Source organism: Acinetobacter sp. YH12251 (assembly GCF_013417465.1).
GTDB lineage: Bacteria > Pseudomonadota > Gammaproteobacteria > Pseudomonadales > Moraxellaceae > Acinetobacter > Acinetobacter amyesii.
This window is the reverse complement of record NZ_VPDZ01000010.1, coordinates 119,760-143,617: the sequence shown is the minus strand read 5'-3', so window position 1 is coordinate 143,617 and position 23,858 is coordinate 119,760. Positions and strand designations below refer to the sequence as shown.

The 23,858-nt window shown below is 40.0% G+C and carries 20 protein-coding genes; 12 read left to right on the top strand and 8 right to left on the bottom strand.

All coding sequences use genetic code 11. The features are described from left to right. Position 1: 1 nt before the first annotated feature. From FTV27_RS10695 to fdx, 6 genes are all read left to right on the top strand, one after another. Positions 2-1,219 carry an IscS subfamily cysteine desulfurase gene (locus FTV27_RS10695; RefSeq protein WP_078193480.1) on the top strand — a complete coding sequence of 406 codons (1,218 nt, stop codon included), beginning with the start codon at positions 2-4 and terminating at the stop codon, positions 1,217-1,219. 104 nt (positions 1,220-1,323) lie between these two features. Next, on the top strand, positions 1,324-1,710 hold the full coding sequence (gene iscU, locus FTV27_RS10690) for a Fe-S cluster assembly scaffold IscU (protein ID WP_078188667.1): 387 nt from the start codon (positions 1,324-1,326) through the stop codon (positions 1,708-1,710). A 37-nt stretch (positions 1,711-1,747) separates the two neighbouring features. Continuing rightward, the gene (gene iscA, locus FTV27_RS10685) at positions 1,748-2,068 is read left to right on the top strand and encodes an iron-sulfur cluster assembly protein IscA (protein WP_078188668.1); all 321 of its coding nucleotides are present in this window, start codon (positions 1,748-1,750) and stop codon (positions 2,066-2,068) included. A gap of 103 nt (positions 2,069-2,171) precedes the next feature. Beyond that, the gene (hscB, locus tag FTV27_RS10680; RefSeq protein ID WP_180034816.1) at positions 2,172-2,687 is read left to right on the top strand and encodes a Fe-S protein assembly co-chaperone HscB; all 516 of its coding nucleotides are present in this window, start codon (positions 2,172-2,174) and stop codon (positions 2,685-2,687) included. A 39-nt stretch (positions 2,688-2,726) separates the two neighbouring features. After that, complete coding sequence (gene hscA / locus FTV27_RS10675) at positions 2,727-4,586, top strand: Fe-S protein assembly chaperone HscA (protein WP_180078444.1); 1,860 nt, start codon at positions 2,727-2,729, stop codon at positions 4,584-4,586. 16 nt (positions 4,587-4,602) lie between these two features. Next, positions 4,603-4,941, top strand: a complete 339-nt coding sequence (gene fdx, locus FTV27_RS10670) for an ISC system 2Fe-2S type ferredoxin (RefSeq protein WP_078193483.1) — start codon at positions 4,603-4,605, stop codon at positions 4,939-4,941. A gap of 173 nt (positions 4,942-5,114) precedes the next feature. Here the strand turns inward: fdx and FTV27_RS10665 are convergent, their stop codons facing one another. The 5 genes from FTV27_RS10665 to aspA form a co-directional block, all read right to left on the bottom strand. Beyond that, positions 5,115-6,581, bottom strand: coding sequence for an adenylate/guanylate cyclase domain-containing protein (locus FTV27_RS10665; RefSeq protein ID WP_180078442.1), 1,467 nt, complete (start codon positions 6,579-6,581; stop codon positions 5,115-5,117). Positions 6,582-6,642: 61 nt separating this feature from the next. Beyond that, positions 6,643-7,077, bottom strand: a complete 435-nt coding sequence (locus tag FTV27_RS10660) for an HIT domain-containing protein (protein WP_067762788.1) — start codon at positions 7,075-7,077, stop codon at positions 6,643-6,645. Positions 7,078-7,299: 222 nt separating this feature from the next. Further along, on the bottom strand, positions 7,300-10,767 hold the full coding sequence (gene mfd, locus FTV27_RS10655; RefSeq protein WP_180078479.1) for a transcription-repair coupling factor: 3,468 nt from the start codon (positions 10,765-10,767) through the stop codon (positions 7,300-7,302). A 179-nt stretch (positions 10,768-10,946) separates the two neighbouring features. Continuing rightward, positions 10,947-11,303 (bottom strand): hypothetical protein, encoded by a 357-nt coding sequence (locus FTV27_RS10650; RefSeq protein WP_078193486.1) that lies wholly within the window; start codon positions 11,301-11,303, stop codon positions 10,947-10,949. Between the two features lie 335 nt (positions 11,304-11,638). After that, on the bottom strand, positions 11,639-13,087 hold the full coding sequence (aspA, locus tag FTV27_RS10645) for an aspartate ammonia-lyase (protein WP_373687150.1): 1,449 nt from the start codon (positions 13,085-13,087) through the stop codon (positions 11,639-11,641). A 423-nt stretch (positions 13,088-13,510) separates the two neighbouring features. Here aspA and putP point away from each other — a divergent pair, with 423 nt between their 5' ends. Next, positions 13,511-15,013 carry a sodium/proline symporter PutP gene (putP, locus tag FTV27_RS10640; RefSeq protein ID WP_180078440.1) on the top strand — a complete coding sequence of 501 codons (1,503 nt, stop codon included), beginning with the start codon at positions 13,511-13,513 and terminating at the stop codon, positions 15,011-15,013. A gap of 61 nt (positions 15,014-15,074) precedes the next feature. Here the strand turns inward: putP and FTV27_RS10635 are convergent, their stop codons facing one another. Beyond that, positions 15,075-15,569, bottom strand: coding sequence for an Lrp/AsnC ligand binding domain-containing protein (locus FTV27_RS10635; RefSeq protein ID WP_180078438.1), 495 nt, complete (start codon positions 15,567-15,569; stop codon positions 15,075-15,077). Positions 15,570-15,702: 133 nt separating this feature from the next. On the opposite strand from FTV27_RS10635, the gene putA reads away from it, so the two are divergent. The 4 genes from putA to FTV27_RS10615 all read left to right on the top strand — a co-directional run bounded on the left by putA (position 15,703) and on the right by FTV27_RS10615 (position 21,735). Next, complete coding sequence (putA, locus tag FTV27_RS10630) at positions 15,703-19,434, top strand: trifunctional transcriptional regulator/proline dehydrogenase/L-glutamate gamma-semialdehyde dehydrogenase (RefSeq protein ID WP_180078436.1); 3,732 nt, start codon at positions 15,703-15,705, stop codon at positions 19,432-19,434. A 229-nt stretch (positions 19,435-19,663) separates the two neighbouring features. Then, entirely contained in the window at positions 19,664-20,746 is a 1,083-nt protein-coding gene (gene trmA / locus FTV27_RS10625; RefSeq protein ID WP_180078434.1) for a tRNA (uridine(54)-C5)-methyltransferase TrmA, read from the top strand. Between the two features lie 252 nt (positions 20,747-20,998). Then, entirely contained in the window at positions 20,999-21,223 is a 225-nt protein-coding gene (locus FTV27_RS10620; protein ID WP_180078432.1) for a hypothetical protein, read from the top strand. Positions 21,224-21,486: 263 nt separating this feature from the next. Continuing rightward, positions 21,487-21,735 carry a hypothetical protein gene (locus FTV27_RS10615; protein WP_180010125.1) on the top strand — a complete coding sequence of 83 codons (249 nt, stop codon included), beginning with the start codon at positions 21,487-21,489 and terminating at the stop codon, positions 21,733-21,735. Positions 21,736-21,791: 56 nt separating this feature from the next. On the opposite strand, the gene FTV27_RS10610 is transcribed toward FTV27_RS10615, so the two are convergent. Then, complete coding sequence (locus FTV27_RS10610; protein WP_257230013.1) at positions 21,792-22,568, bottom strand: phosphodiester glycosidase family protein; 777 nt, start codon at positions 22,566-22,568, stop codon at positions 21,792-21,794. A gap of 135 nt (positions 22,569-22,703) precedes the next feature. Between FTV27_RS10610 and FTV27_RS10605 the strand changes: the two genes are divergently transcribed. Next, complete coding sequence (locus FTV27_RS10605; RefSeq protein ID WP_078193494.1) at positions 22,704-23,240, top strand: lecithin retinol acyltransferase family protein; 537 nt, start codon at positions 22,704-22,706, stop codon at positions 23,238-23,240. Positions 23,241-23,353: 113 nt separating this feature from the next. Here FTV27_RS10605 and FTV27_RS10600 read toward each other — a convergent pair whose 3' ends face one another. Beyond that, the gene (locus tag FTV27_RS10600; RefSeq protein WP_373687149.1) at positions 23,354-23,821 is read right to left on the bottom strand and encodes an SRPBCC domain-containing protein; all 468 of its coding nucleotides are present in this window, start codon (positions 23,819-23,821) and stop codon (positions 23,354-23,356) included. Positions 23,822-23,858 lie beyond the last annotated feature (37 nt).

Sequence of the window (23,858 nt, the reverse complement as noted above, 5' to 3'; positions counted from 1 at the left end):
CATGAAGCGTCCTATTTATCTTGACTATGCAGCAACTACACCTGTAGACCCTCAAGTCGCAGAACGTATGATGGAATGTCTAACGTTTGACGGTACTTTTGGTAATGCAGCTTCTCGTTCTCATGCTTACGGCTGGCAGGCAGAAGAAAAAGTAGAATATGCACGTGAACAAGTTGCTAATCTAGTAAAAGCTGATCCACGCGAAATCGTTTGGACTTCTGGTGCAACTGAATCTGACAACCTTGCGCTTAAAGGTATTGCTCAGTTCTATGCATCTAAAGGCAAGCACATTATTACAAGTAAAATTGAACATAAAGCAATTCTTGATACTTGCCGCGAGCTTGAAGAAGAAGGCTTCGAAATTACTTATCTTGAGCCAGAAGCAAAAACAGGTTTAATCACACCTGAAATGGTTCAAGCTGCCCTTCGTCCAGATACAATTCTTGTATCTTTGATGATGGTGAACAATGAAATCGGTACAACTACAGATGTAGCTGCAATCGGTGAATTGACTCGTGCAAACAAAACTTATTTCCACGTAGATGCTGCGCAAGCTGCTGGTAAAGTAGAAATTGATCTTTCAACAATGAAAGTTGATTTGATGAGTTTCTCTGGCCACAAAATCTATGGTCCTAAAGGTATTGGTGCTCTTTATGTACGTCGTCAACCACGTGTACGTATTAAAGCGCAAATGCACGGTGGCGGTCATGAACGTGGTATGCGTTCAGGTACGCTAGCGACTCACCAAATCGTGGGTATGGGCGAAGCGTTCGAACTTGCCGGCAAAAACCTGCATGCTGAACAAACTCGTATTCGTGTACTTCGTGACAAACTTTGGAATGGCTTGCAAGATCTTGAACAAGTCTTTCTGAACGGTCACCCAGAATACAACGTTGCAAACTATCTAAACGTCAGCTTTAACTTTGTTGAAGGTGAATCGTTAATGATGGCACTTAAAGATTGTGCAGTATCTTCTGGTTCTGCATGTACATCAGCAACTTTAGAACCATCTTATGTACTTCGTGCATTGGGTCTATCAGACGAATTGGCTCACAGCTCGATTCGTTTCAGCTTTGGTAAATACACCACTGAAGCCGATATTGACCACGTACTTGAAATTACCAAAGCAGCAGTTGAAAAACTACGTGATCTTTCACCGCTTTGGGACATGTACAAAGAAGGTATCGACCTTAATTCTGTAGAATGGGCTGAACACTAATTCATCCCGGTGAGATAGCTTTTATTTTAAGGCTATCTCATTGATTAACGTAATTTCACCCCCATATTAATCTTAAGGCTGACCCCGAGGTTTGGAGAAGCATCATGGCTTATAGCGAAAAAGTAATTGATCATTACGAAAACCCTCGTAATGTTGGTGTTTTAGACAAAAATGCAGAAAACGTTGGTACAGGTATGGTCGGTGCACCAGCTTGTGGCGATGTTATGCGTCTACAGATCCAAGTTGATGACAACGGCGTAATTGAAGAAGCTCGCTTCAAAACTTACGGTTGTGGTTCAGCAATTGCATCTAGCTCATTAGTAACAGAGTGGCTAAAAGGCAAAACTCTTGATGAAGCTCAAGCAATTAAGAACATTGATATTGCAACTGAACTTGCACTTCCACCAGTAAAAGTACACTGCTCTGTACTTGCTGAAGATGCAATCAAAGCTGCTGTAGAAGACTACCGTAGCAAGAAAGTAAAAGCTTAATTGTTTACGTGTTTTAAAAAAGATTAACGGAGTTTTCATGATTCATTTAACTGAAAATGCTGCAACTCATATCAGCAATTACATCAAGAATCGCGGTAAGGGTGAAGGTATTCGCGTTGGCGTGAAAACTTCTGGCTGTTCGGGTTTAGCTTATGTACTTGAGTTTGTCGATGATATTGACACGCATGACCAAGTATTCGATCAGTTTGGCGTAAAAGTATTCGTTGATCCAAAAAGCTTAGTTTATCTTGAAGGTATGGAGATGGACTATGTGAAAAATGGTTTAAACGAAGGTTTTGAATTTAATAACCCAAATAAAAAAGGCGAATGTGGCTGCGGCGAATCGTTTACGGTTTAAGCCATTACCACGCTCCTTTTTGCATTAAAACAGTGTAAAATTCACTGTTTTAATTGCATTTAAAGCAACACTTTTTGCACCTCTATTGCGGACACCATCTCCCATGAATCATTTTGAGTTGTTTAACTTACCTGTAGCACTCGATATTGATTTAGCAGTTTTAAAAGCTGAATTTTTAAAGTTGCAGCAACAATATCATCCAGATAAAGCCGAAGATAAAGATCTAGCCCTGATAAAATCTAGTGAGATTAATCAAGCATTTAAAGCTTTATCCAATGTTGATAGCCGCGCTGCATATCTTTTAAGTCTCAAAAAACAAGATTATCACCTTGATCAATCGATTAGTGATTTTGAGTTCCTACAAGATGCCTTAGAAATTCGTGAACAGTTAGATGAGGCAGGCTCTGCTGATGACCTCACTTCACTTAAAACTGAAGTTCAGCAATGGATTGACGGTTTGGTTCGTGAATTCAAGATTGATTATGACGACGAAGACTGGGCTGAAGCACGTGATACCGTACGTAAATTACGCTTCTTCCAAAAAGTAATGGCTGACATCGATAAAGCTGAAGATCGCTTCTTAGACGACGATAGCTTTGATTTAGACGATGATTTTTAATTTATTTTTTATATTTGACGTTCAAAGGATGTAACACACATGGCTCTCTTGCAAATTGCAGAACCTGGTCAATCAAGTGCGCCGCATGAACACCGCATCGCAATTGGTATCGATCTTGGGACTACACACTCTTTAGTAGCCACGGTACTTTCTGGTAAAGCGAAAGTGCTTAACGATGAACATGGTCGTGTGTTACTCCCTTCTATTGCACACTACGGCGAATCCACTACGCAATATGGTGACGACGCAAAGGCATTCTTAACGACTGATCCTAAAAATACTATCGTTTCTGTAAAACGCTTTATGGGTCGCTCTAAGGCAGATATTAAATTCCAACACCCGTACAACTTAGTCGGTGAAGCGAATGAAATGCCTGCTTTTGAAACTGCACAAGGTCGTAAAACACCCGTTGAAATTTCTGCTGAAATTTTAAAACAATTAAAAGACCGTGCAGAAAGCAGCTTAAACAATCCAGTAAATGGTGCTGTCATTACTGTGCCTGCCTATTTTGATGAAGCACAGCGTCAAGCAACGCGTGATGCAGCTCAGCTTGCAGGCTTAAATGTACTGCGTCTTTTAAATGAACCGACTGCTGCTGCAGTGGCTTATGGCTTAGACCAAGACACCAATCTTGCACATGATCAAAACTATGTGATCTATGATTTAGGTGGCGGTACTTTTGACGTTTCAATTTTACGTTTCTCTCAAGGTGTTTTTGAAGTTCTAGCAACGGGTGGCCACACGGCGCTTGGTGGTGATGACTTAGACCGTCTGATTGTAAAATGGGCAAAAAAACAACTGAATATTGAAACTTTAGATGATGCTGAATATGCACATTTCATCGTTTCTGCTCGTAAAGCAAAAGAAGCTCTAACCGAGGCTGAATCTGTAGAGCTTAAAGTTCTTGATCAATCATTGACTTTAGACCGCCCTACTTTTGAATCCATCATCAAAGTTGCTTTAGATAAAACCATCAGCGTTTGTAAACGTGTCATGCGTGATGCCAAGCTTGAACTCAGCGATATTCAAAATGTGGTATTAGTCGGTGGTTCTACCCGTTCATATGCTGTGCAAAAAGCTGTTCAAGATGTCTTCAATCAAGAACCACTTTGCACCATTAACCCTGATGAAGTTGTGGCCATTGGCGCCTCGATTACAGCGAACCAGCTTATTGGTAACTCTAAAGATGGTTCATTGCTTTTAGACGTCACGCCGCTTTCTTTAGGTTTAGAAACCATGGGCGGTTTGGTTGAGCGCCTTATTTCGCGTAATACAGCCATTCCAGTGGCGCGTCGCCAAGAATTCACAACCTATCAAGATGGTCAAACAGCGATGTTGATTCATGTTGTACAAGGTGAACGTGATCTAGTTGAACATTGCCGTAGTCTAGGTCGTTTTGTGCTTCGTGGTATTCCACCGATGACTGCGGGTCAAGCGCGTATTGAAGTGACTTTCCAGGTCGACGCTGATGGTTTACTAACTGTGTCAGCCAAAGAAACCACTTCTGGTGTGCATGCTCAAATTGACATCAAACCATCTTATGGTTTATCTGATGCCGATACTGAACGCTTACTGATTGATGGTTATAAGTTTGCTGAAGAAGATAAAAACTTACGTCATCTTCAAGAAACCAAGGTTGAAGCAAAACGTGAACTTGAAGCACTTGATCAAGCACTTAAAGTGGATGCTCAACTCCTAAACCAAGAGCAACATAGTTCCCTCACTGCTGCACGCACTGTTTTAGATGCTGCACTTGAAACGACAGATATCAAAGCTATTGAACATGCTGTAGAACAGCTTAAAATACATAGCGATGCATTTGCTGCAGCTCGTATGAATCAGCACATTGATGCCGCATTGAAAGGCACAAAACTCGATGACTGGTCAAACTCAAATTAATTTATAGGTCAAGATTATGCCACGTATTAAAGTACTGCCTCACGCAACAATCTGCCCAAACGGCGCTGAGTTTGAAGTCGAATCAAATGCTAACCTTTGCGAAAGCATGTTAAAAAACGGCATCAAAATTGAGCATGCATGTGATATGTCTAAAGCGTGCACCACTTGCCATGTGGTTGTACGTAAAGGTTTTGATGGTCTAGATGAAATGGATGATGTCGAAGCAGATCTTCTCGATCGTGCTTGGGGATTAGAACCAGACTCTCGCCTGTCATGCCAAGTAAAAATTGAAGATGAAGATTTGGAAATCGAAATTCCTAAATACACCATCAACCATGCTTCAGAAAATCATTAATTTATAGATAATTTTCTATAATCAAAAAGCCAGTTCATCGTCACTGGCTTTTTTATGCATAAATAAATTCAACATTTCAAAAAATATGCCGCTTTGATATAAGAATGAATTGAGTTATTTTTAAAATTTTACGCGATACGATTAGATCTAATTTATATAATGTATATGTGAAATTAAGAGTGCGATTCAGTTTTTTTGACTTCTTCGATCACTTCATCTTCTAAATTCAGTTTTACGATACCAGCAGAGTTGGTCATTCTTTGCTGAGTTTGTAAGCGTTGAATCATACGTTCTAAAACATGTATTAGTTCAGGATATTCAAAGTTTTGCACTTCATCTAAGTTCAATAATAGATTAAAGCCTTTATATTCGTAATCGAACCAACGTTGATAATCTGTTTTCTGAGAGGTGTATTTTTCCATCACTTGCCAAGTACGTACTGGGCCTTTGATGCCTTTTAAGAAGATCGGTGCTTTAGGTGCACATAAATAGTCATTTTTCACTAAATGATGCGTATCGTCTGAAATCAAAATTTCATCGACTTCGGCCGCACTTTGTAATCTTGCAGCCAAGTTTGCATCACGTCCAACGATGGTATAAGCCATACGGTGAGCCGCACCATAGTTCCCAACGTGACAATACCCTGTAGAAATACCCATACGAATGTGTAGCGGCGGATAACCCATTTTAATCCAGCGTTCACGCAGTAACTTCATTTGCTGACGCATAACCATTGCCATCTCTAAACAGGTTTTTGCATCTTGCTCTACACCTTGGCTATGTGGATCACCAAAGAAGATTAGAATTGCATCACCCATAAATTTATCGACAGTCGCTTCATACTGTTTGGCAATCTCAGTCATATGACTCAAATAGTCATTGAGTAGAAATGCTAAATCGTCTGGGATTAATGTTTCAGAAAGTTCTGTGAACCCTTGGATATCTGAAAAGAAAATCGTGAGTTTTTTACGTTTATATTCGATTTTAGCTTCAGACTCACCTTTCATAATCGATTGCCAAAGCTGCATTGGCGCATAACGACTCAATTGATTAGCGAATTCCATATAACGATTCATCTGATCATAATAGTGGTTCTTTTTATTGCTCAAAGACTGAACTTGGGTGTGTTGATAAAATGTCCCTACACTGAAATATGTAATAAGACACAAAAAACCTAGAACGGTTAACTCACTGCTGGTTGACTCAAAATATTCTTGAAAACCAAAGATATAAATATTACATAAATAAAATACAGTGACACCAACAATCCCAGCTAAGGACATCATTAAGAAATTAATTTTGTTATAAATGGTTGTATATAGCAGCGCAAAGACCGCAAGAAAGGTTAAAACGAGGCTTAAATGTACTGCAGACATTAGTACAGCAATTACTATGATATCGATCAGAAAAAGCACATTGCGCTTAACTTGATTGCTATATCGATAAATTAACCAATGAGAAAACTTAGGAACGACTAAAATCAGAAAAAATAAAAATACAGGAATATAGATTTGATATTGCGTATCTGGCTGAGTGTAATGATAGACAACAATCACCAAAGACAGCATGATATATCCCATCAAACGATGAAAATATTCAAACTGTTTAGGCTCTTTGCTGATTAAATTGTCTAACGGCACTCGATCGCCCCCATACGGACACTCATTCTTCTACTATCCTGATATTGTCCGTAAATCGGGATTAGTCCATACGCCAATCAAAAGGCATATCACCTTGACCACGTAGTGCAAGCATCAGTGTTTGGCGCATGTGTGCCAAGACATCATTGTTATAAGGAACTGCTGGCGTACCCCAAACTGGTTTCGGCCAAGCCACATCATTTTGATAACGAACAACATGATGAAAATGTAATTGTGGAACCATATTACCCAATGCAGCTACATTCATTTTGTCTGCACGGAATACACGTGACAATTGGCTTGATAACCAGCTTGATTCACGTAAAAACTGCTCTTGGTCTGCCTGACTTAATTCATAAAGCTCTGTAATTCCCGGAACACGTGGAATCAAAATAAGCCACGGGAATTGCATATCATTCATCAAACGACATGTTGACAGAGGAAAGTCGCCTACATAAAACGTATCTTGAGCAAGTTGTGGATGTAAACTAAACATATCTTTATAAATGATGCAAAATTAGAATGATGGCTAATACTATCACATCCTTATGGGTGTGAATATTCTGTACAGAACGTTTCATTACAAATAAACCGCATTTGAATAAAACGTTGCTTGCTTATGACTCTAATAAATTTTTCAAAAAAATCAAGCGTTTCTTCTATATAAAAAACACGCATAAAATCTACTCATTCTAAACAAGCAATTTATACGCCAAATCTAGTGATTTGGAGTTAATTCCTTCAGTAAACTGTCTAATAAGTCATTTATAAATAGAATTCGTTTGTCATATTCTTCGAGCATGACCATCACTTTTAAACGTTGTCCACCGTCCATTCGGAAGAAAGTCGGATGCTTTTGCATCATTTGGATGATGGATATGGCTTGAACTGGTGTATCTGGTGAGAACTCAATACTGCCACCATGTGAGCTGATATCAATTTTAGTAATACCCAATTGCTCCGCTTTTAAACGCAACTGATGGACAGAGAATAACTGTTTGACTGCTTGCGGTGGTAAGCCAAAACGATCAATCAACTCCATACGAATGTTATCAAGTTTCTCTTGAGTGTCCGTATTACTAATGCGTTTGTAGAACAATAACCGTTGATGTACATCGCCCAAATAATCATCTGGAATTAGGGCTGGCATATGCATGCTAATTTCAGCCGTTAATGACAATGGAGAGTCAAAATTAGGCGTTTTACCTTTTTGAATAGCTTTGGTGGCTTTTTCAAGCATTTCCATATACAGGCTATAACCGATAGTTTGCATTGAGCCACTTTGCTGTTCACCTAGCAACTCACCTGCGCCACGAATTTCTAAGTCTTCTGTTGCCAACATGAAACCCGCACCCAAAGTCGATGCACGAGAAATGGCATCCAGGCGTTTTTCAGCATCACCTTTTAAGCCTTTAAGCGAAGGCACAAGTAAATAGGCATAGGCTTGATGGTGCGATCGACCAACACGACCACGTAGTTGGTGCAACTGCGCTAGTCCAAGTTTATCTGCACGCTCAATCAAAATGGTATTAGCGTTTGGCACGTCAATCCCAGTTTCAATAATGGTTGAACACACCAGTACGTTATATTCTTTGTGATAGAACTGTTGCATGATTTGCTCTAGTTCACGCTCACGCATTTGACCATGAGCAACCGCAACACGTGCTTCAGGGACCAATTCCCGTAAGGTTTCTGCCGTACGTTCAATGGTCTCGACTTCATTGTGTAAGAAATACACTTGCCCGCCACGTAATAGTTCACGCAAGATGGCTTCTTTGATCGAATCTCCAGTGTGTTCTTGCACAAAGGTTTTCACAGCAAGACGACGTGCAGGCGGCGTTGCAATAATAGATAGATCACGCATACCACTAAAAGCCATATTCAGCGTACGTGGGATAGGCGTTGCAGTTAGCGTCAGCATATCTACATCGGCACGTAAGGCTTTAATTCTCTCCTTATCACGTACACCAAAACGATGCTCTTCATCCACGATCATGAGGCCGAGATTTTTAAATTGCACACTTTCCTGCAAGATTTTATGTGTGCCAATCACGATATCCACTTTGCCTTCTGCGAGGTCTTCAATGGTTTTGGTATGTGATTTTGATGAACCAAAGCGTGAAAGGACTTCAATACGTACAGGCCAATCCGCGAAGCGATCTTTGAAAGACTCGTAGTGCTGCTGCGCCAACAACGTGGTTGGAACAAGTACAGCCACTTGTTTGTTATTTTGTACTGCCACAAATGCAGCACGCATGGCCACTTCTGTTTTACCAAAACCGACATCACCACAAACCAAGCGATCCATCGGCTTCGCTTGTTGCATGTCATAGAGTGTCGCTTCAATAGCATTGGCTTGATCTAAAGTTTCCTCATAGGCGAAGCCACTGGCAAACTGCATATAGAGACTTTGATCCAGTTCAAAGCCATAACCGGGCTTCGAATGACGACGGGCTTGAATATGTAAAAGTTCTGCCGCCACATCATGGATCTGCTCTAAAGCTTTGCGTTTCGCTTTAGACCATGCATCTGTACCCAATTTATGTAATGGTGCTAGATCTGGGTCACCACCACTGTATCGGCTAATTAAATGCAGGTTTGTTACAGGGACATACACCTTGGCTGCATCGGCATAGTCTAACTGCAAAAATTCATGGTCTTGGTCATCGATACTCAAGGTAATTAAACCTGCGTACCGTCCCACGCCATAATCAATATGAACCACAGGTGCGCCAATACTTAGCTCGGTTAAACTACGAACAAGAAATTCTTCTGATACTTCCTGTTGGCGTTTACGACGACGTTGAACCACACGGTGTTCATAAAGCTGATTTTCAGAAATTACACTAAGCTTGTCAGTTAGCAATAAACCACGATCTAAGGGCGCATTGGTGATCGCAATCGCATGCATAGAATGCATAAAATCATCAAAACTTTCGACCGTCGGGATATCACCCAAACTCGGACGCAATGCATCTTTTAAGGTTTCACGTCGACCTGCACTTTCAGCCACCAAAAGTACTGGATAATTTGCCGCATCGATATATTGCTTAACCGCAGAAAATGGCTTTTCACGTTTAGGATCGACAGGTAAACGGGGTGGAATCTCAGCAGCAAGATTGATTACGCCATTGCGTTCATCAAAAGCCTCAGGCGAAGCCACGATACGACGGCAAAGATTTAATTGTTCTAACACTTGATTTGGTTGTAGGAAAATCTGCTCTGGCGGCAAAATCGGTTGGTCGACATTATGACGGCGGTCTTCATAACGACGCACAATATCCGACCAAAACTGAATCAATGTGTCATCAATAGCTTTATCTGTAATGACAATGCCATTCTCTGGTAAGTACGAAAATAGCGTACTTTGCTCTCTCATGGCTTGTTCAGAGAAGAACAACGGAAAATAAAACTCAATACCCGGTGAAGCTATGCCATCTTGTACATCCTGATAAATTGGATTTTTCTTTGGATTTGCCGTCGGAAAATTTTCCGCATATCGATCACGAAACAGTGAGCGCGCTTCTTTTAATGGAAATTCTTTTGCAGGTAAAACCGTAAAATGATCTAAGTTTTGGGTGGTTCGCTGAGTTTCAGGATCAAAGAATTTGAGGGTATCGATTTCATCATCAAATAAGTCAATACGAATCGGTGAACTTTGCCCCGAAGCGTAAATATCCATGATGCTGCCGCGTACTGCAAATTCACCATGATCATAAACGGTATCCACCAAGTGATAGCCCGCTTGTACTAATCTTAATTTTTGTTGTTCTATATCAAATTTTTGACCTACTTTAATATCAAAGTGTTCACCTAATACCCAAGATGCAGGCACAACTCGCTGCGCTAAAGTTGTTGCTGAAACCAACAACACACCTTGCTGTGGCATATTGGACAAAATCGCCAAGCGCTCAGAAACGATGTCTTGATGTGGCGACAGCCGGTCATAAGGTAAAATTTCCCAATCTGGGAAAATAGTCGGCTTAATTCCGTAAAATTCCAGCTCACTTTCTAACTGCCCGAGATGCTGATTATTACGTGCTACAATCACAAACAACTGTTTCGATTGTTTGCTAATTTCTTTAAATAATAATGCAGCAGATGAGCCTTGTAAGTTTCCGACCCACCGCTTTTCGCCAGCTTTGAGCTGTTTAAGATTGAGTTGTGAAATTTCTTGCTGGAACATGATGTAAATAGCTTTTAATGTTTTAATCACTTAGTGATCATATTAACACGATGCTTTTTACATTCCGAGATTTAAGCAACTATATACAGTGTTTTAACCAATATGGATTTGCGATTGAATTTTCTATTGATGAGTACCATTAACGCACCCATCAAACTCAAACACTGCAGTCCATTCACTTACTTACGATCACGGATGAATTGACGATAATAATCATTCAATAGTTTGACATAGAGTTTAAACTGCAACAGATTTTCTTCAGTATTGCCTAATCGTGCAACAAAGCGTTGACTTGCAATTTCCAAGTCTATTTTTTCATTGATAATCATTGCAGTGGCATAGAGCTGTTTTAAATCATCGAAATTTGTCATTTTTCTATTCGACAAATATTCCATACGTTCAGACAAAGTATTTAAAACTACGCCTTCAATGATATAGCCCTGAGTTTCATCATATTGAATGTGGTGTTGTTCTAAGTAAAGTTGCTCAGGCGACTCTTTAGCGCCTTTGAATAAATCGACTAACTTATTAAACATCTGACTATCTACAACATGATAAAAAACCTATTGTACTTCGATTACGTCCTTATTTGGGCAAGTTAAAGCTGTTCTGACTTGATCTACAAGCTAAATTTTTCATCCAAACCTTCATGACTATATATAGAACTATAATTACGATCTTAAGCAAATATAGCATTTTATTTTCAACCCAATACTTTCTTTTAGAAATTAAGTTACTTTTATAAACCTAAAACATCACTGCCATCAGATTAGTTTTCTAGATTTACCACTAATTTCTTCAAATAAAAAACGAAGGATTAACCTTCGTCATTTACCCACCATTTAGCTATTTAAAAGTCCTAAATAAGCATTTAACTCACTTGAGCGAGTGGCATACTAAATGGTGTCACTTCAGAAACTAGATTTTCAATCGAGAAAATTTCATCCAATTGACTTACAGTTAACAGCTCTTGCTCTAAAACCACTTGGCGAATGGTTTTATTTTCGGCAATACATTGCTTACCGATTTCATCACATTTTGCATGACCTAAATATGGATCGAGTAAGGTCACAATTCCTACACTACGCATCACAGCATCAAAACATGCTTGCTCATTTGCCTGAATTCCTTGGATACATTTGCTATCTAATGTTTTTACGGCATTCACCAAAAGCTCAATCGATTCATTCATGGACAATGCAATGACCGGCTCCATGACATTTAATTGTAATTGCCCTGCTTCTGCGGCTAAAGTTATGGTTAAATCATTGCCCATCACTCGAAATGCAATTTGGTTGACCACTTCAGGGATCACAGGATTGACCTTTGCAGGCATAATGGACGAACCTGCTTGTAACTCAGGTAAACGAATTTCCGCTAAACCTGTTCGTGGCCCCGAACTTAAAAGACGTAAGTCATTACAGATTTTAGAAAGTTTGACAGCTAAACGTTTTAAGCAACTTGATAATAAAATAAATACGCCACAATCGCTGGTTGCTTCGACATAGTCTTCTGCACCTTGCAATTTTAGACCGGTCAAATGAGCTAGATTTTCAACGGCCTTCGCTGCATAACCCGCAGGAGAATTCACGCCAGTGCCAATTGCCGTCGCACCTAAATTAATTTCCAATAGAAGCTGTCGATTTTGCTCAATCAACTTCAAATCTTCTTTTAATAATGTTGCAAATGCTCGGAACTCTTGCCCCAAAGTCATCGGAACAGCATCTTGTAACTGTGTACGCCCCATTTTGATGACATGTTTAAACTCATCGGCTTTAATATGTAAGCTTCCAATTAGCTGATTTAAAACCACAAATAAAGCATCAAAAGCGCTAAATGTTGCTAGACGCAGCGCTGTTGGATAGACATCATTGGTGGATTGTGACTTATTAACATGATCGTTTGGATGAATCCGTTGATAACTGCCTTTAGCATCTCCGAGCAACTCAAGGGCAAAATTGGCAATGACTTCATTGGCATTCATGTTAATAGAAGTGCCTGCTCCACCTTGATAAATATCAATTGGAAATGAATCTGCCCATTGTTCAGGATGATCAATTAATGCATCACACGCCTGCTGAATCGCTTGGCGAATATCATCTTGTATTAAGTTAAATTGATAATTTGTTTCTGCTGACGCTTTTTTTACCTGAGCAATAGCACGTACAAAGTTTAAATTTTGTCCGACATGCTGCTTTGATATTTGAAAGTTTTCGATGGCACGCAATGTATGTATGCCATAATAACATGACTGCGGGACTGCTTTATCCCCCAATAAATCATGCTCTATTCTCGTTTTTTCCATTTGAACCGTTGTCACTGCGCATTCCCTCTAATTACGCACCAAGACTGTGCATACCTCATATTCGACCTGTTCAAATCATCTCACTACAGATGATGTGATGCACATTTGCAACCAAATATTTCAAATGCACATTTATTGTTCACCATGTAACATTGTGTAATTTTTACCTAATTTCATTAGTTCTCTTTTTGTGATGAAAAGTCTTAAGTAGATTTACATTTCAAAATTTAAATTCCCTTCTGTACAACATTTCAGCAGTACAATAAAAAATTCGATTTGTAATAAGAAAAAATATCATTTACGCAAAACATACATAAAATATGCTTAAAGGTTACAGAGTGTAATTTTTAAATCGTGCTTGAATCTGCGACTTACGACAGAAGTACAAATTTTCATCTAGGACAGAGATGATTTGCTTTCATTAAGGATGAACCGCCTATGAGCCATTTAAACCCGACATTAGTCACCTTTATTTTTTATATTCTTGCAATGCTTGCCATTGGTTTGTATGCCTACAAAGCTACGCATAACTTTGACGAATACATTTTAGGTGGACGAAGTTTAGGAAGTGTTGTGACTGCACTTTCAGCAGGTGCATCCGATATGAGTGGTTGGCTACTCATGGGTCTCCCTGGTGCAATTTATCTATCTGGTCTTTCCGAAGCTTGGATTGCAATCGGCTTAATTATCGGTGCTTGGTTGAACTGGTTGATCGTTGCTGGTCGCTTGCGTGTTCATACCGAATATCAAAATAATGCCCTGACCCTGCCCGATTATTTCACGAGCCGTTTTGCAGACCGTAAAAAGATTTTACGTATCATTTCAGCTGTAGTGATTTTAGTGTTCTTTGCGATTTACTGTGCTTCTGGCATGGTGGCTGGCGCACGACTTTTCGAAAGTTTATTCGGTTGGAACTACACAACAGCACTGTGGATTGGTGCAATTGCAACCATCAGCTATGTCTGTATTGGTGGATTCTTAGCGATCAGTTGGACCGATACTTTCCAAGCGGGTCTGATGATCTTTGCACTGCTGATCACACCGATCATCGCCTACCTTGCTTTAGGTGATAACAGTCAAAATCTTGCTGCTGTTTTGGAAACAGCTCGCCCACAAGCTTCTAATTTATTTGAAGGTTTAAGTACAGTTGCGATTTTATCCAGCATGGCATGGGGCTTAGGCTATTTTGGTCAGCCGCATATTTTGGTTCGCTTTATGGCAGCCGATTCTGTTAAATCCATTCCGAATGCTCGACGCATTGGTATGACATGGATGATCCTGTGTCTAGGCGGTGCTGTAGCAGTGGGTTATATCGGTATTGCTTACTTCCAAGTCCACCCAGAACTGGCAAGTGTCGTTAATGCCAACCCTGAAACGGTATTTATGGAGTTGACTAAAATTCTATTCAATCCGTGGATTGCTGGGATTATTTTAGCCGCAATTTTAGCTGCGGTGATGAGCACACTTAGCTGTCAGTTATTGGTGTGTTCAACAACATTGACGGAAGATTTGTACAAAGGATTTATTCGTAAAAATGCATCGCAAAAAGAATTGGTTTGGATTGGACGTGCGATGGTCTTGGCAATTGCCGTATTTGCAATCACCTTTGCAATGAACCCTGCAAGTAAAGTTTTAGGCTTAGTGGCTTATGCATGGGCAGGTTTTGGTGCTGCATTTGGCCCGCTGATTATTCTTTCATTGCTGTGGAAACGTATGACGCTTAACGGAGCTATCATTGGCATGATCGTGGGTGCTGTGACTGTCATCGTGTGGAAAAACTACTTAGGCCACCTTGGTTTATACGAAATCATTCCAGGCTTTATTTTCTCTGCGATCAGTATCGTTGTCGTGAGCTTATTGGGCAAAGCACCAGAAGCGGATGTGGTTGAACGCTTTGAAAAAGCCGAAGCGCAATATCAAAAAGAAATGTCTGAAATCTAAAATTTTTGACACTAAAAAGGGGCTAAATGCCCCTTTTTAGTACTCAATTATTGATGATTAGCTACTTCGGCCGAGCTGCAGGTTTCAGCTTAATTTGCATACTTTCTTTGATCACTTCCATCACAGGATAACTACGCGTTTCCTTGATACCAGGTAATTGCCAAAGCACCTGCCCTGAAATTTTTCTAAATTCTTCCATATTTGCGCAGCGTATTTTCACCACAAAATCAAAACCACCGCTGATCATGTGACATTCTACGATTTCTGGAATTTGACGCACTGCATCCGAAAAATCTTCCAATACATTGGGCGTAGTTTTATCTAGTAAAATCTCCACAAAAACCACAAATCCATTGTTGAGTAAGACCGGATTTAAACGTGCTTCATAGCCTAAAATAAAGCCATCTTTCGATAATTTTTGCACACGTGCCAACGCCGCAGTGGGTGATAAATTCACCATTTCCGCAAGCTTAATATTGGACAATTTTCCGTCTTCTTGCAGCAGCTCTAAAATTCGAATATCTATACGGTCTAAGCTCAAATATGGGCTAGTCATCTGAATTTTTCTCTAAATATTATTAAAACTATAGTGAGTTATTCGCTAAATATTCTGTGATGATAAATTAAATAAAGGATCAAGCTCAAGATTTATTTGCTCGTCATAGAACTTTGACACGGAAAATTGAAACATGAATGGAAAAGTATTTGAAGTCACGGGAAGCGATGACTACATCACTGAATTTAAAGACAAGAATAGCTTTGAACAATCGATTAATACAGCATGGCGTCGTGCTGAAACTGAGTGCATTGAAAACTTATTAGCACACAGTGAAATCCCTTCCCCGATCAGCGATCAAATTCAACAATTGGCTTTTGACTTAGCCCATTCATTACGTGAACGTAAAAGCGGTACAGGTAAAGCAGGCATTGTACAAGGCTTGCTACAAGAGTTTTCATTGTCTTCTCAGGAAGGCATCGCGCTCATGTGTTTAGCTGAAGCGCTACTCCGTATTCCAGACAAAGCAACACGTGATTTACTGATCAAAGATAAAATCAACCAAGGTAACTGGAAAGATCATGTTGGCCAAAGTAGCCTCATGTTCGTTAATGCTGCTGCTTGGGGATTAATGCTGACGGGCAAACTAATGGAAACCCCTCAACAAAAAAGTCTGTCTACCCTACTCACCGGTATTTTAGCACGCAGTGGTCGTGGCATTATCCGTAAAGCTGTCGACGTGGCTATGCGTATGATGGGCGAACAGTTTGTTACAGGTGAAACCATCAATGAAGCGATTAAACATGCAGAAATTTTAGAAGACAAAGGCTTCCGCTATTCATATGACATGTTGGGTGAAGCAGCATTAACTGAACCTGATGCAGAATGTTATTATCAAGACTATACCGATGCGATCCACGCGATTGGTCAAGCCTCTGAAGGTAAGGATGTTTATAACGGCGCAGGTATTTCGATCAAATTGTCTGCCCTACACCCGCGCTATCAACGTTCACAGATCGACCGTGTGCATAACGAACTTTATGGCAAAGTGCTTGAACTTGCAGTATTAGCAAAGCATTACAATATTGGTCTAAACATTGATGCTGAAGAAACTGACCGCCTAGAAATTTCTTTGGAACTACTTGAGCGCCTGTGTTTTGAGCCTAAATTAGCAGACTGGAAAGGTATTGGATTTGTGATTCAAGCCTACCAAAAACGCTGTTTCTATGTGGTCGACCATATTATTGACCTCGCTAAGCGTAGCCAAAAACGTTTAATGATCCGCTTAGTGAAAGGTGCATACTGGGACAGCGAAATTAAGAAAGCGCAAATTGAAGGTATGAGTGACTATCCTGTATTTACGCGCAAAGTTCATACCGACCTGTCTTATATTGCATGTGCTAAAAAACTTTTAGCAGCGCCTGAGCAAATTTATCCTCAGTTTGCAACACACAATGCGCAAACCGTTGCTACGATCTACCAATTAGCACAGCCAGAGCTTTACTATCCAGGCCAGTATGAATTTCAGTGCCTTCACGGCATGGGTGAACCCCTCTATGAACAAGTGGTGGGTTCGAAGTCTGATAACAAACTGGGTGTGCCGTGTCGTATTTATGCACCAGTGGGTAACCATGAAACCTTATTGGCCTATTTGGTTCGACGTTTACTGGAAAATGGTGCGAATACCTCTTTCGTCAACCGTATTGCAGATAAAAATTTAAAAATTGAAGATTTAATTGAAAATCCAAGACAGACGATATTAGCGACGGCTGAAAAAGAAGGTATCACTGGAGCTAAGCATCCTTCTATCCCATTTCCGCAAGATTTGTATGGCACAGAACGTCGCAACTCAAAAGGACTCGATTTAGCCAATGATCGCGACTTATCTCAGCTCAATACCACGGCAGTACAGCATGCGCATACCCAATGGCATGCCAGTGCAATGGGTGCTAATTTAGATGAAATTCACACTGCACCCATCAACATTACGAACCCTGCAAACCGTAGTGATGTAATCGGCACTGTCAGCGAAGCCAGTTTAGAACAAGCGGAAATCGCTCTCAATAATGCGGTAAATGCCCAAGCTTCATGGAAAACTTTAGCCAAAGACCAGCGTGCAGCATGCTTAAACCGTGCGGCGGATTTGATGGAAGCACAATTGCAATCTCTCATGGTGTTGTTGTCACGTGAAAGCGGTAAAACCTATGCCAATGCTATTGCTGAAGTCCGTGAAGCTGTAGATTTCCTACGTTATTATGCAGCTCAAATGATTGATCTAGCTAAAAATACGCAAATTGAACCTCTTGGCACTGTGCTATGCATTAGCCCGTGGAACTTCCCGCTTGCTATTTTCACAGGTCAAATTGCTGCAGCCTTGGTTGCAGGTAATACCGTGATTGCCAAGCCTGCTGAACAAACGCCACTGATTGCTGCTCAAGCTGTACATATTTTATGGGAAGCAGGTGTTCCCTTCGATGTATTGCAACTCCTTCCTGGCCGTGGCGAAACCATTGGTGCCAAACTCAGCGCGGACTCACGTGTCCAAGGCATCATGTTTACTGGCTCAACGGAAGTCGCACGTATCTTGCAAAAAACCGTGGCAAAGCGCTTAAACCAATTTGGCGAAAGCGTGGTATTGATTGCTGAAACTGGCGGTCAAAATGCCATGATTGTTGACTCATCTGCATTGACAGAACAAGTGGTATTGGATGTCGTTAACTCTGCCTATGACAGTGCAGGTCAACGCTGTTCTGCCCTACGTATTCTCTGTGTACAAGAAGATAATGTGGACGTTGTCCGTACCATGTTACAAGGTGCGATGAAGCAACTTCGTGTCGGAAATCCTGCACTTTTAGCAACTGACATTGGCCCAGTGATCGACCTTGAAGCACAGCAAAATATTGAAAAACATATTGAGAAGATGCGTAGCAAAGGCTATCCAGTACATCAAATCATGTTTAATGCTGATAGCAATGCCTTAAGTACGGGAACTTTCGTTGCACCAACTTTGATTGAACTGCCAAATTTAAATGATTTAGAACGCGAAGTTTTTGGGCCAGTATTGCATTTAATTACCTACAAATATGGTGAGATTGAAAACCTATTAACACAAATTAATGCCAAAGGTTATGGTTTAACCATGGGCTTGCATACACGTATTGATGACACGATTCAAAAAGTCATCAGTCATGCAGAAGTCGGCAACCTGTACATTAACCGTAATATTGTAGGTGCTGTGGTTGGTGTACAACCCTTTGGCGGCGAAGGCTTATCAGGTACAGGTCCAAAAGCTGGCGGTCCTTTATATCTTTACCGTTTAATGCATCAAATTTCTGAGAAAAAACTGGCTACACCTTATGCGGCTCAGGCAGAAACGCGAGCTGCACACTTCCCTGCATATGAAGCTTTTAACACTTGGGCGAAGCAGCATTTTGCAGGCATTGCTATTCAAGCACCGCAGGCCATAGCTGCAGGACAAAGTTTTGAACTGCAAGGCCCAACTGGTGAAAACAACCAATATGCCATTTTGGCACGTAAAGGTGTGCTTTCATTGGCTAATAATGATGCAGATCAACTGAATCAAATTGCTGCGATTTTATCGGTGGGTAGTCAGCCTGTTGTACTTGCAGACAATACTTTTGTGTTGAAACACTTAAATAGCATGCCAAAAATCCTCGTAGACCAATTTAAAGTGATCACGGATCTTTATCATGGCAATTTTGATGCAGTTTTACATCATGGTGAAAAAGCCGAGTTGTTGAAAATTCAACAAGTCATCGCGTCTCGTGAAGGTGCAATTATTGGTATTACGCATTTAGCTTCAGGCCAATATGACATCCCTGTAGAACGTTTTGTGATTGAGCGTGCAATCAGTGTCAATACTGCGGCAGCCGGTGGTAATGCCAGCTTAATGACGATGAATTAAACATTCAAATGAACTCCAACTAATCAGTTCCTCACTTAGCTCAATCTTTATGAATGTTCCATAAAGATTGAGCGTTTTTTTAACTACCCCTAGATAAATATTCTGTTTAGCGCATTCAGACTCATTTTCTCGACAGATAAATACAGCCAAAAGTGGAATTAATTTAGTCTTATAAGGTGAATTTTGCTAACATGACTTTTTTTAATATGTTTGCGATTTTTTACTGCATATGACTTCAACTTATCAGCAACAACTTGATGCCAAAGTTGCCCGCATTACGGCTCAATTTTCAGAATACAACCCTCCCTCTTTAGAAGTTTTTCCTTCTGCTGAACAAAACTTTCGTATGCGAGCGGAATTCCGAATTTGGCATACTGAAAATGATATGTTCTATGCAATGTTTGAACGCAATGCAGACAATGAAAAACAAGTTGTCGAAATTAAAGATTTCCCGATTGCAGATAAAAGCATTAATGATTTAATGCCCGTATTATTAAATGAACTCAAGGCACAAGAGATCTTATCTAGCCGATTATTTGAAGTTCATTTCTTAGCGACGCTGAAAGGTGAAATGCTGGTTTCATTGGTTTACCGCTGCCCGCTAAATGCTGAATGGGAAGTTGCTGCCAAAGCGCTGTCTGAAAAGCTCAATATCAAGATTTATGGTCGTAGTCGTGGTCAACGCGTGATTTTGACTGATGACTATGTGATTGAAGAACTCCAAGTATTTGACCGTAAATATCAGTACAAACAAATCGAAAGTAGCTTCACGCAGCCCAATGCCGGCGTATGTCAAAAAATGCTGGAATGGGCGTGTCAGGCTGCCGATCATTCAGACAAAGACTTACTTGAGCTCTACTGTGGTAATGGTAATTTCACGCTGCCTCTTTCAACACGCTTTAATCGCGTTTTGGCAACAGAATTAGCCAAGTCTTCAGTCTATGCAGCACAGTGGAATATTGAGCAAAATGGCATTAATAATATCCAAGTGGCTCGTCTATCAGCTGAAGAGTTTACCCAAGCCTACAATGCTGAACGTACATTCCGCCGCCTTGAAGAAGCTGAAATTGAAATTTCAAGCTATAACTTCGATACGGTATTTGTCGATCCACCGCGTGCAGGCATCGATGATGAAACACTAAAACTGTTGCAACGTTTTGAACGCATTATCTATATTTCATGCAACCCAGATACTTTACATGACAATCTTAAACTGCTTTCACAAACGCATAAAATCAGTAAATTTGCCTTGTTTGATCAATTCCCTTATACACACCATGTAGAGTCTGGTGTGTTTCTTGAGAAGATTTAAACAAATTATTTCAAGTCATGTTGTTGTCATAAAAGGAGCTTTCTAAAAGCTCCTTTTTTATATGCTAAAAAAGCTTTATTTTCTCGCCACATGCAGTGCAATGGATGCCTTTTTATATCAATTAGGCAAAGATTCTAAAAGTCCAATCGAAAAAATGATCATTCAACTGGCTAAAATATCACTTTAGTAGTCTTGCTTTATTTATTGGATTGGTTATATTTCGTCCTATGTTAGGTCGCAAATGAAGGCTCTATGAGTTTTTGGCATAAGTTGTTCGCTACAGAACATCAAAACGGGCATAAGAATCAAATTGCCTGTGTTGAAAATGATTGCTCTTGTAAAACCAATGAACAGCTTATTGCTGCTCTTACAAAGGCAACGGATGAAGATGTTATCCTCGGTATCAAAAAAGTACTCGCTTCGCGCGGTTATAGCCGTAAGGAATTAAATGAAATCCAGCATCTACCTCTACAGTAGAGTCTGAACATTCAATGTTCAAACAAGGCATTCTGTTTTACAGAGTGCCTTTTTCATTTTTTAGTCTAATCAAAAGTATGCCGCTTATTTACAGATCAGGTTTTGTGGATTGGCCACATCGCTATTTACAGCTTTTATGCTATGCTCCAAGGCAACTCAGTGATGTCTAATTTTTAAACACACGACAATAAAACCTAATATTGCACTAAATTAGAGGCAGATGACCTCTAAACAGCATTGATATAAAAACTAAAGGAATGCACATGAATAAATTAACAAATTGCCTTGTTACCTGCTGTATACTTAGTCTAAGTGCTTGTAGCCAAATCCCCAAAGAATGCGAAGAATCCTGGGATAAACTCGAAGCCTTGTCGAAACAAATGGGCTTAAACGAAGAACAAATCAAAGAACAGAAAAAACAGTTTGAAGAAAGTATTAAAAAACAATCTAAAGAACAAGCCATTCAAATGTGCCAAACCCAAAGTACCTTTTTAGGTTTAGTCGGCAAATAAACAGTAGTTTCTATCAATCTAAACACTGTACAGATGAAACCCGATTATTCGGGCTTTTATTGTTTGCATTGAGATGCTGTTGTATACGCTACAATTGGCCCTAAAGGTTTCAAACTTGAATCATGTCTATTCAATGCTTGAATATCTGCACTAGACACAGATCCATCTAAATACAAGGCATTGTTAATCGATAATTGCTGCTTAAAATATTGTGCAAATGCATAAAACGACACGCCTTCACGACTGATCACAAAATACAACTTCCCGTTCTTGATCCCCACGCCATTGCGGATTTTCAATGAATCTGACTGTGGGATAAAGTTTGGATTGATTTTTCCATCTACCACCAGCATTGGACCTGACTGCGTTGCATAACGTGCCTTAAAATCTGTGGAAGCATATTTTTGTGTAGTTAATATCACCGCTTGCTTGTCATTCCATGCTAGAACACCATTCGGCTGAATTAAAAAATTACCAAAGCCTCGTGTTGCACGATTCAAGGCTTTTTTCTGCAGCCCATTTTCAACGTAAAGACCAACAGGCGCTAAATCTGCATGATACATCCCTGCATTCATTGCGAAGTTCATCGTATTACATTTACGCGCTAATGACTGCTTTAAACGCTGTAGGTCTCGATATGGCTGCTGCTCTGCATCATATAAATAGAGCTCTAGTTTACTCAAATCCGAAATTTCAACCACATCCACTGCAATGGGCTGACTGACACGTTTCGCTTGAATATTGGCATAGGAAATAGTCGGTGAGAAAATCAGACCGAGCAGCATCATAAAGCGCATTTTTTTAAACATTGAGGTTAAATGAAGACTAAGCATGACCCTATCCATAGCGCGCGTTAAAAATCGAACAAATTTTAGCTAAATCATCGCTAAAATAGTCGATTAATTCACAGATTAAAAGTAGACTAATCTTTAAAAATAATTCGGATTTAAAGTAGGACTGGTAAATTCATGCATGTGCAGAAAGATGGTTTTCCTCTTGGAACACATCTGATTGTTAAACACTTCGGTTATAGCCATCATGGTATATATGCCGGCCGCGGTAGAGTCATTCACTACTCTGGTTTTGCACACCTTTTCAAAAAACATCCAATTGAAATGACTTCGATCGAAAAATTCAGCCACGGCAAAAAAATTATCGTTCAGTCATATAGCAATCCAAAATTTAAAGGGCGTAAAGTGGTGCGTCGTATGCGCTCTCGCATGCATGAAAACAACTATCATCTGATTATTAATAACTGTGAACACTTATGCACATGGGCTATTACCGGCGTTGAAAGTAGTCCTCAAGTGTTCCGTATGATGAACCGACTCACCACGATTGGTTATGTCAGTTCTCTGATGAGCTTTATGAGCAGTATGATGCTAACCGTGACCACCACTTGCTTTGCACTGGTGTTCTATATTAAAAAGAAACTGCGCGAAAAAGCCAAAATGCAAATGCCGGTTTATACCTATTTAAAGCGTGAAGAACATAAAAATCGTTAATTCACTGCAGCAGCATTGAACCGTGGCTTTATCAAATTTCAATACATCAGACATTACTTAGAGATCCTGTGCCAATACACAAGATTTTGCTTACGGCGTATCAGATGTAATGCTTAATTTTGGTCACTCTTCACATTGCTAAAAGGTGGAAATTTATCTTCAACCAAATTGCTTTGCAGGCCATGTTCTAAATAAATTTTGGCTGCATCCAAAACCGTTGTAAAACCCCCTGTACTATCAATAATAAAATCAATCAATGCCTGACCTTGCAGAGGAATCTGTGAGTTTTTGATACGAACGTAGGTTTCCATCGGGCTAATTTGCTCAAAAATAAAATCGACCTGAGTTTTTGGTTCTCCCCACTGTATTTGAATTAATTTGTTTTCCTTAATACTCAGCACGTCTACATCGGCGACTGCATTATATTTTTGCCAAGTCCATTGCACGGTTTTACCTTCTTCTAGATAGCCACTCGATGCACTAAACCAAAAATGCTGTGTTATTAAAGGATCAACAAAAGCATTAAATACGATATTGATGGACTTACGAATTAACATCTGGGTTTCAATCACGACACTCATCAGCATTCCTACAGTATTTTAATTTTATTCAGTGATA

Bases quoted from the DNA above. Each gene is read 5' to 3' on its own strand.
- FTV27_RS10660 (WP_067762788.1), bottom strand. From the start codon at position 7,077: ATGTTTAGTTTACATCCACAACTTGCTCAAGATACGTTTTATGTAGGC.
- FTV27_RS10600 (WP_373687149.1), bottom strand. From the start codon at position 23,821: ATGAGTGTCGTGATTGAAACCCAGATGTTAATTCGTAAGTCCATCAAT.
- FTV27_RS10615 (WP_180010125.1), top strand. From the start codon at position 21,487: ATGAATAAATTAACAAATTGCCTTGTTACCTGCTGTATACTTAGTCTA.
- FTV27_RS10620 (WP_180078432.1), top strand. From the start codon at position 20,999: ATGAGTTTTTGGCATAAGTTGTTCGCTACAGAACATCAAAACGGGCAT.
- putA (WP_180078436.1), top strand. From the start codon at position 15,703: ATGAATGGAAAAGTATTTGAAGTCACGGGAAGCGATGACTACATCACT.
- fdx (WP_078193483.1), top strand. From the start codon at position 4,603: ATGCCACGTATTAAAGTACTGCCTCACGCAACAATCTGCCCAAACGGC.
- iscU (WP_078188667.1), top strand. From the start codon at position 1,324: ATGGCTTATAGCGAAAAAGTAATTGATCATTACGAAAACCCTCGTAAT.
- trmA (WP_180078434.1), top strand. From the start codon at position 19,664: ATGACTTCAACTTATCAGCAACAACTTGATGCCAAAGTTGCCCGCATT.
- hscB (WP_180034816.1), top strand. From the start codon at position 2,172: ATGAATCATTTTGAGTTGTTTAACTTACCTGTAGCACTCGATATTGAT.
- putP (WP_180078440.1), top strand. From the start codon at position 13,511: ATGAGCCATTTAAACCCGACATTAGTCACCTTTATTTTTTATATTCTT.
- FTV27_RS10635 (WP_180078438.1), bottom strand. From the start codon at position 15,569: ATGACTAGCCCATATTTGAGCTTAGACCGTATAGATATTCGAATTTTA.
- iscA (WP_078188668.1), top strand. From the start codon at position 1,748: ATGATTCATTTAACTGAAAATGCTGCAACTCATATCAGCAATTACATC.
- FTV27_RS10650 (WP_078193486.1), bottom strand. From the start codon at position 11,303: ATGTTTAATAAGTTAGTCGATTTATTCAAAGGCGCTAAAGAGTCGCCT.
- hscA (WP_180078444.1), top strand. From the start codon at position 2,727: ATGGCTCTCTTGCAAATTGCAGAACCTGGTCAATCAAGTGCGCCGCAT.
- mfd (WP_180078479.1), bottom strand. From the start codon at position 10,767: ATGTTCCAGCAAGAAATTTCACAACTCAATCTTAAACAGCTCAAAGCT.
- FTV27_RS10610 (WP_257230013.1), bottom strand. From the start codon at position 22,568: ATGCTTAGTCTTCATTTAACCTCAATGTTTAAAAAAATGCGCTTTATG.
- FTV27_RS10605 (WP_078193494.1), top strand. From the start codon at position 22,704: ATGCATGTGCAGAAAGATGGTTTTCCTCTTGGAACACATCTGATTGTT.
- FTV27_RS10695 (WP_078193480.1), top strand. From the start codon at position 2: ATGAAGCGTCCTATTTATCTTGACTATGCAGCAACTACACCTGTAGAC.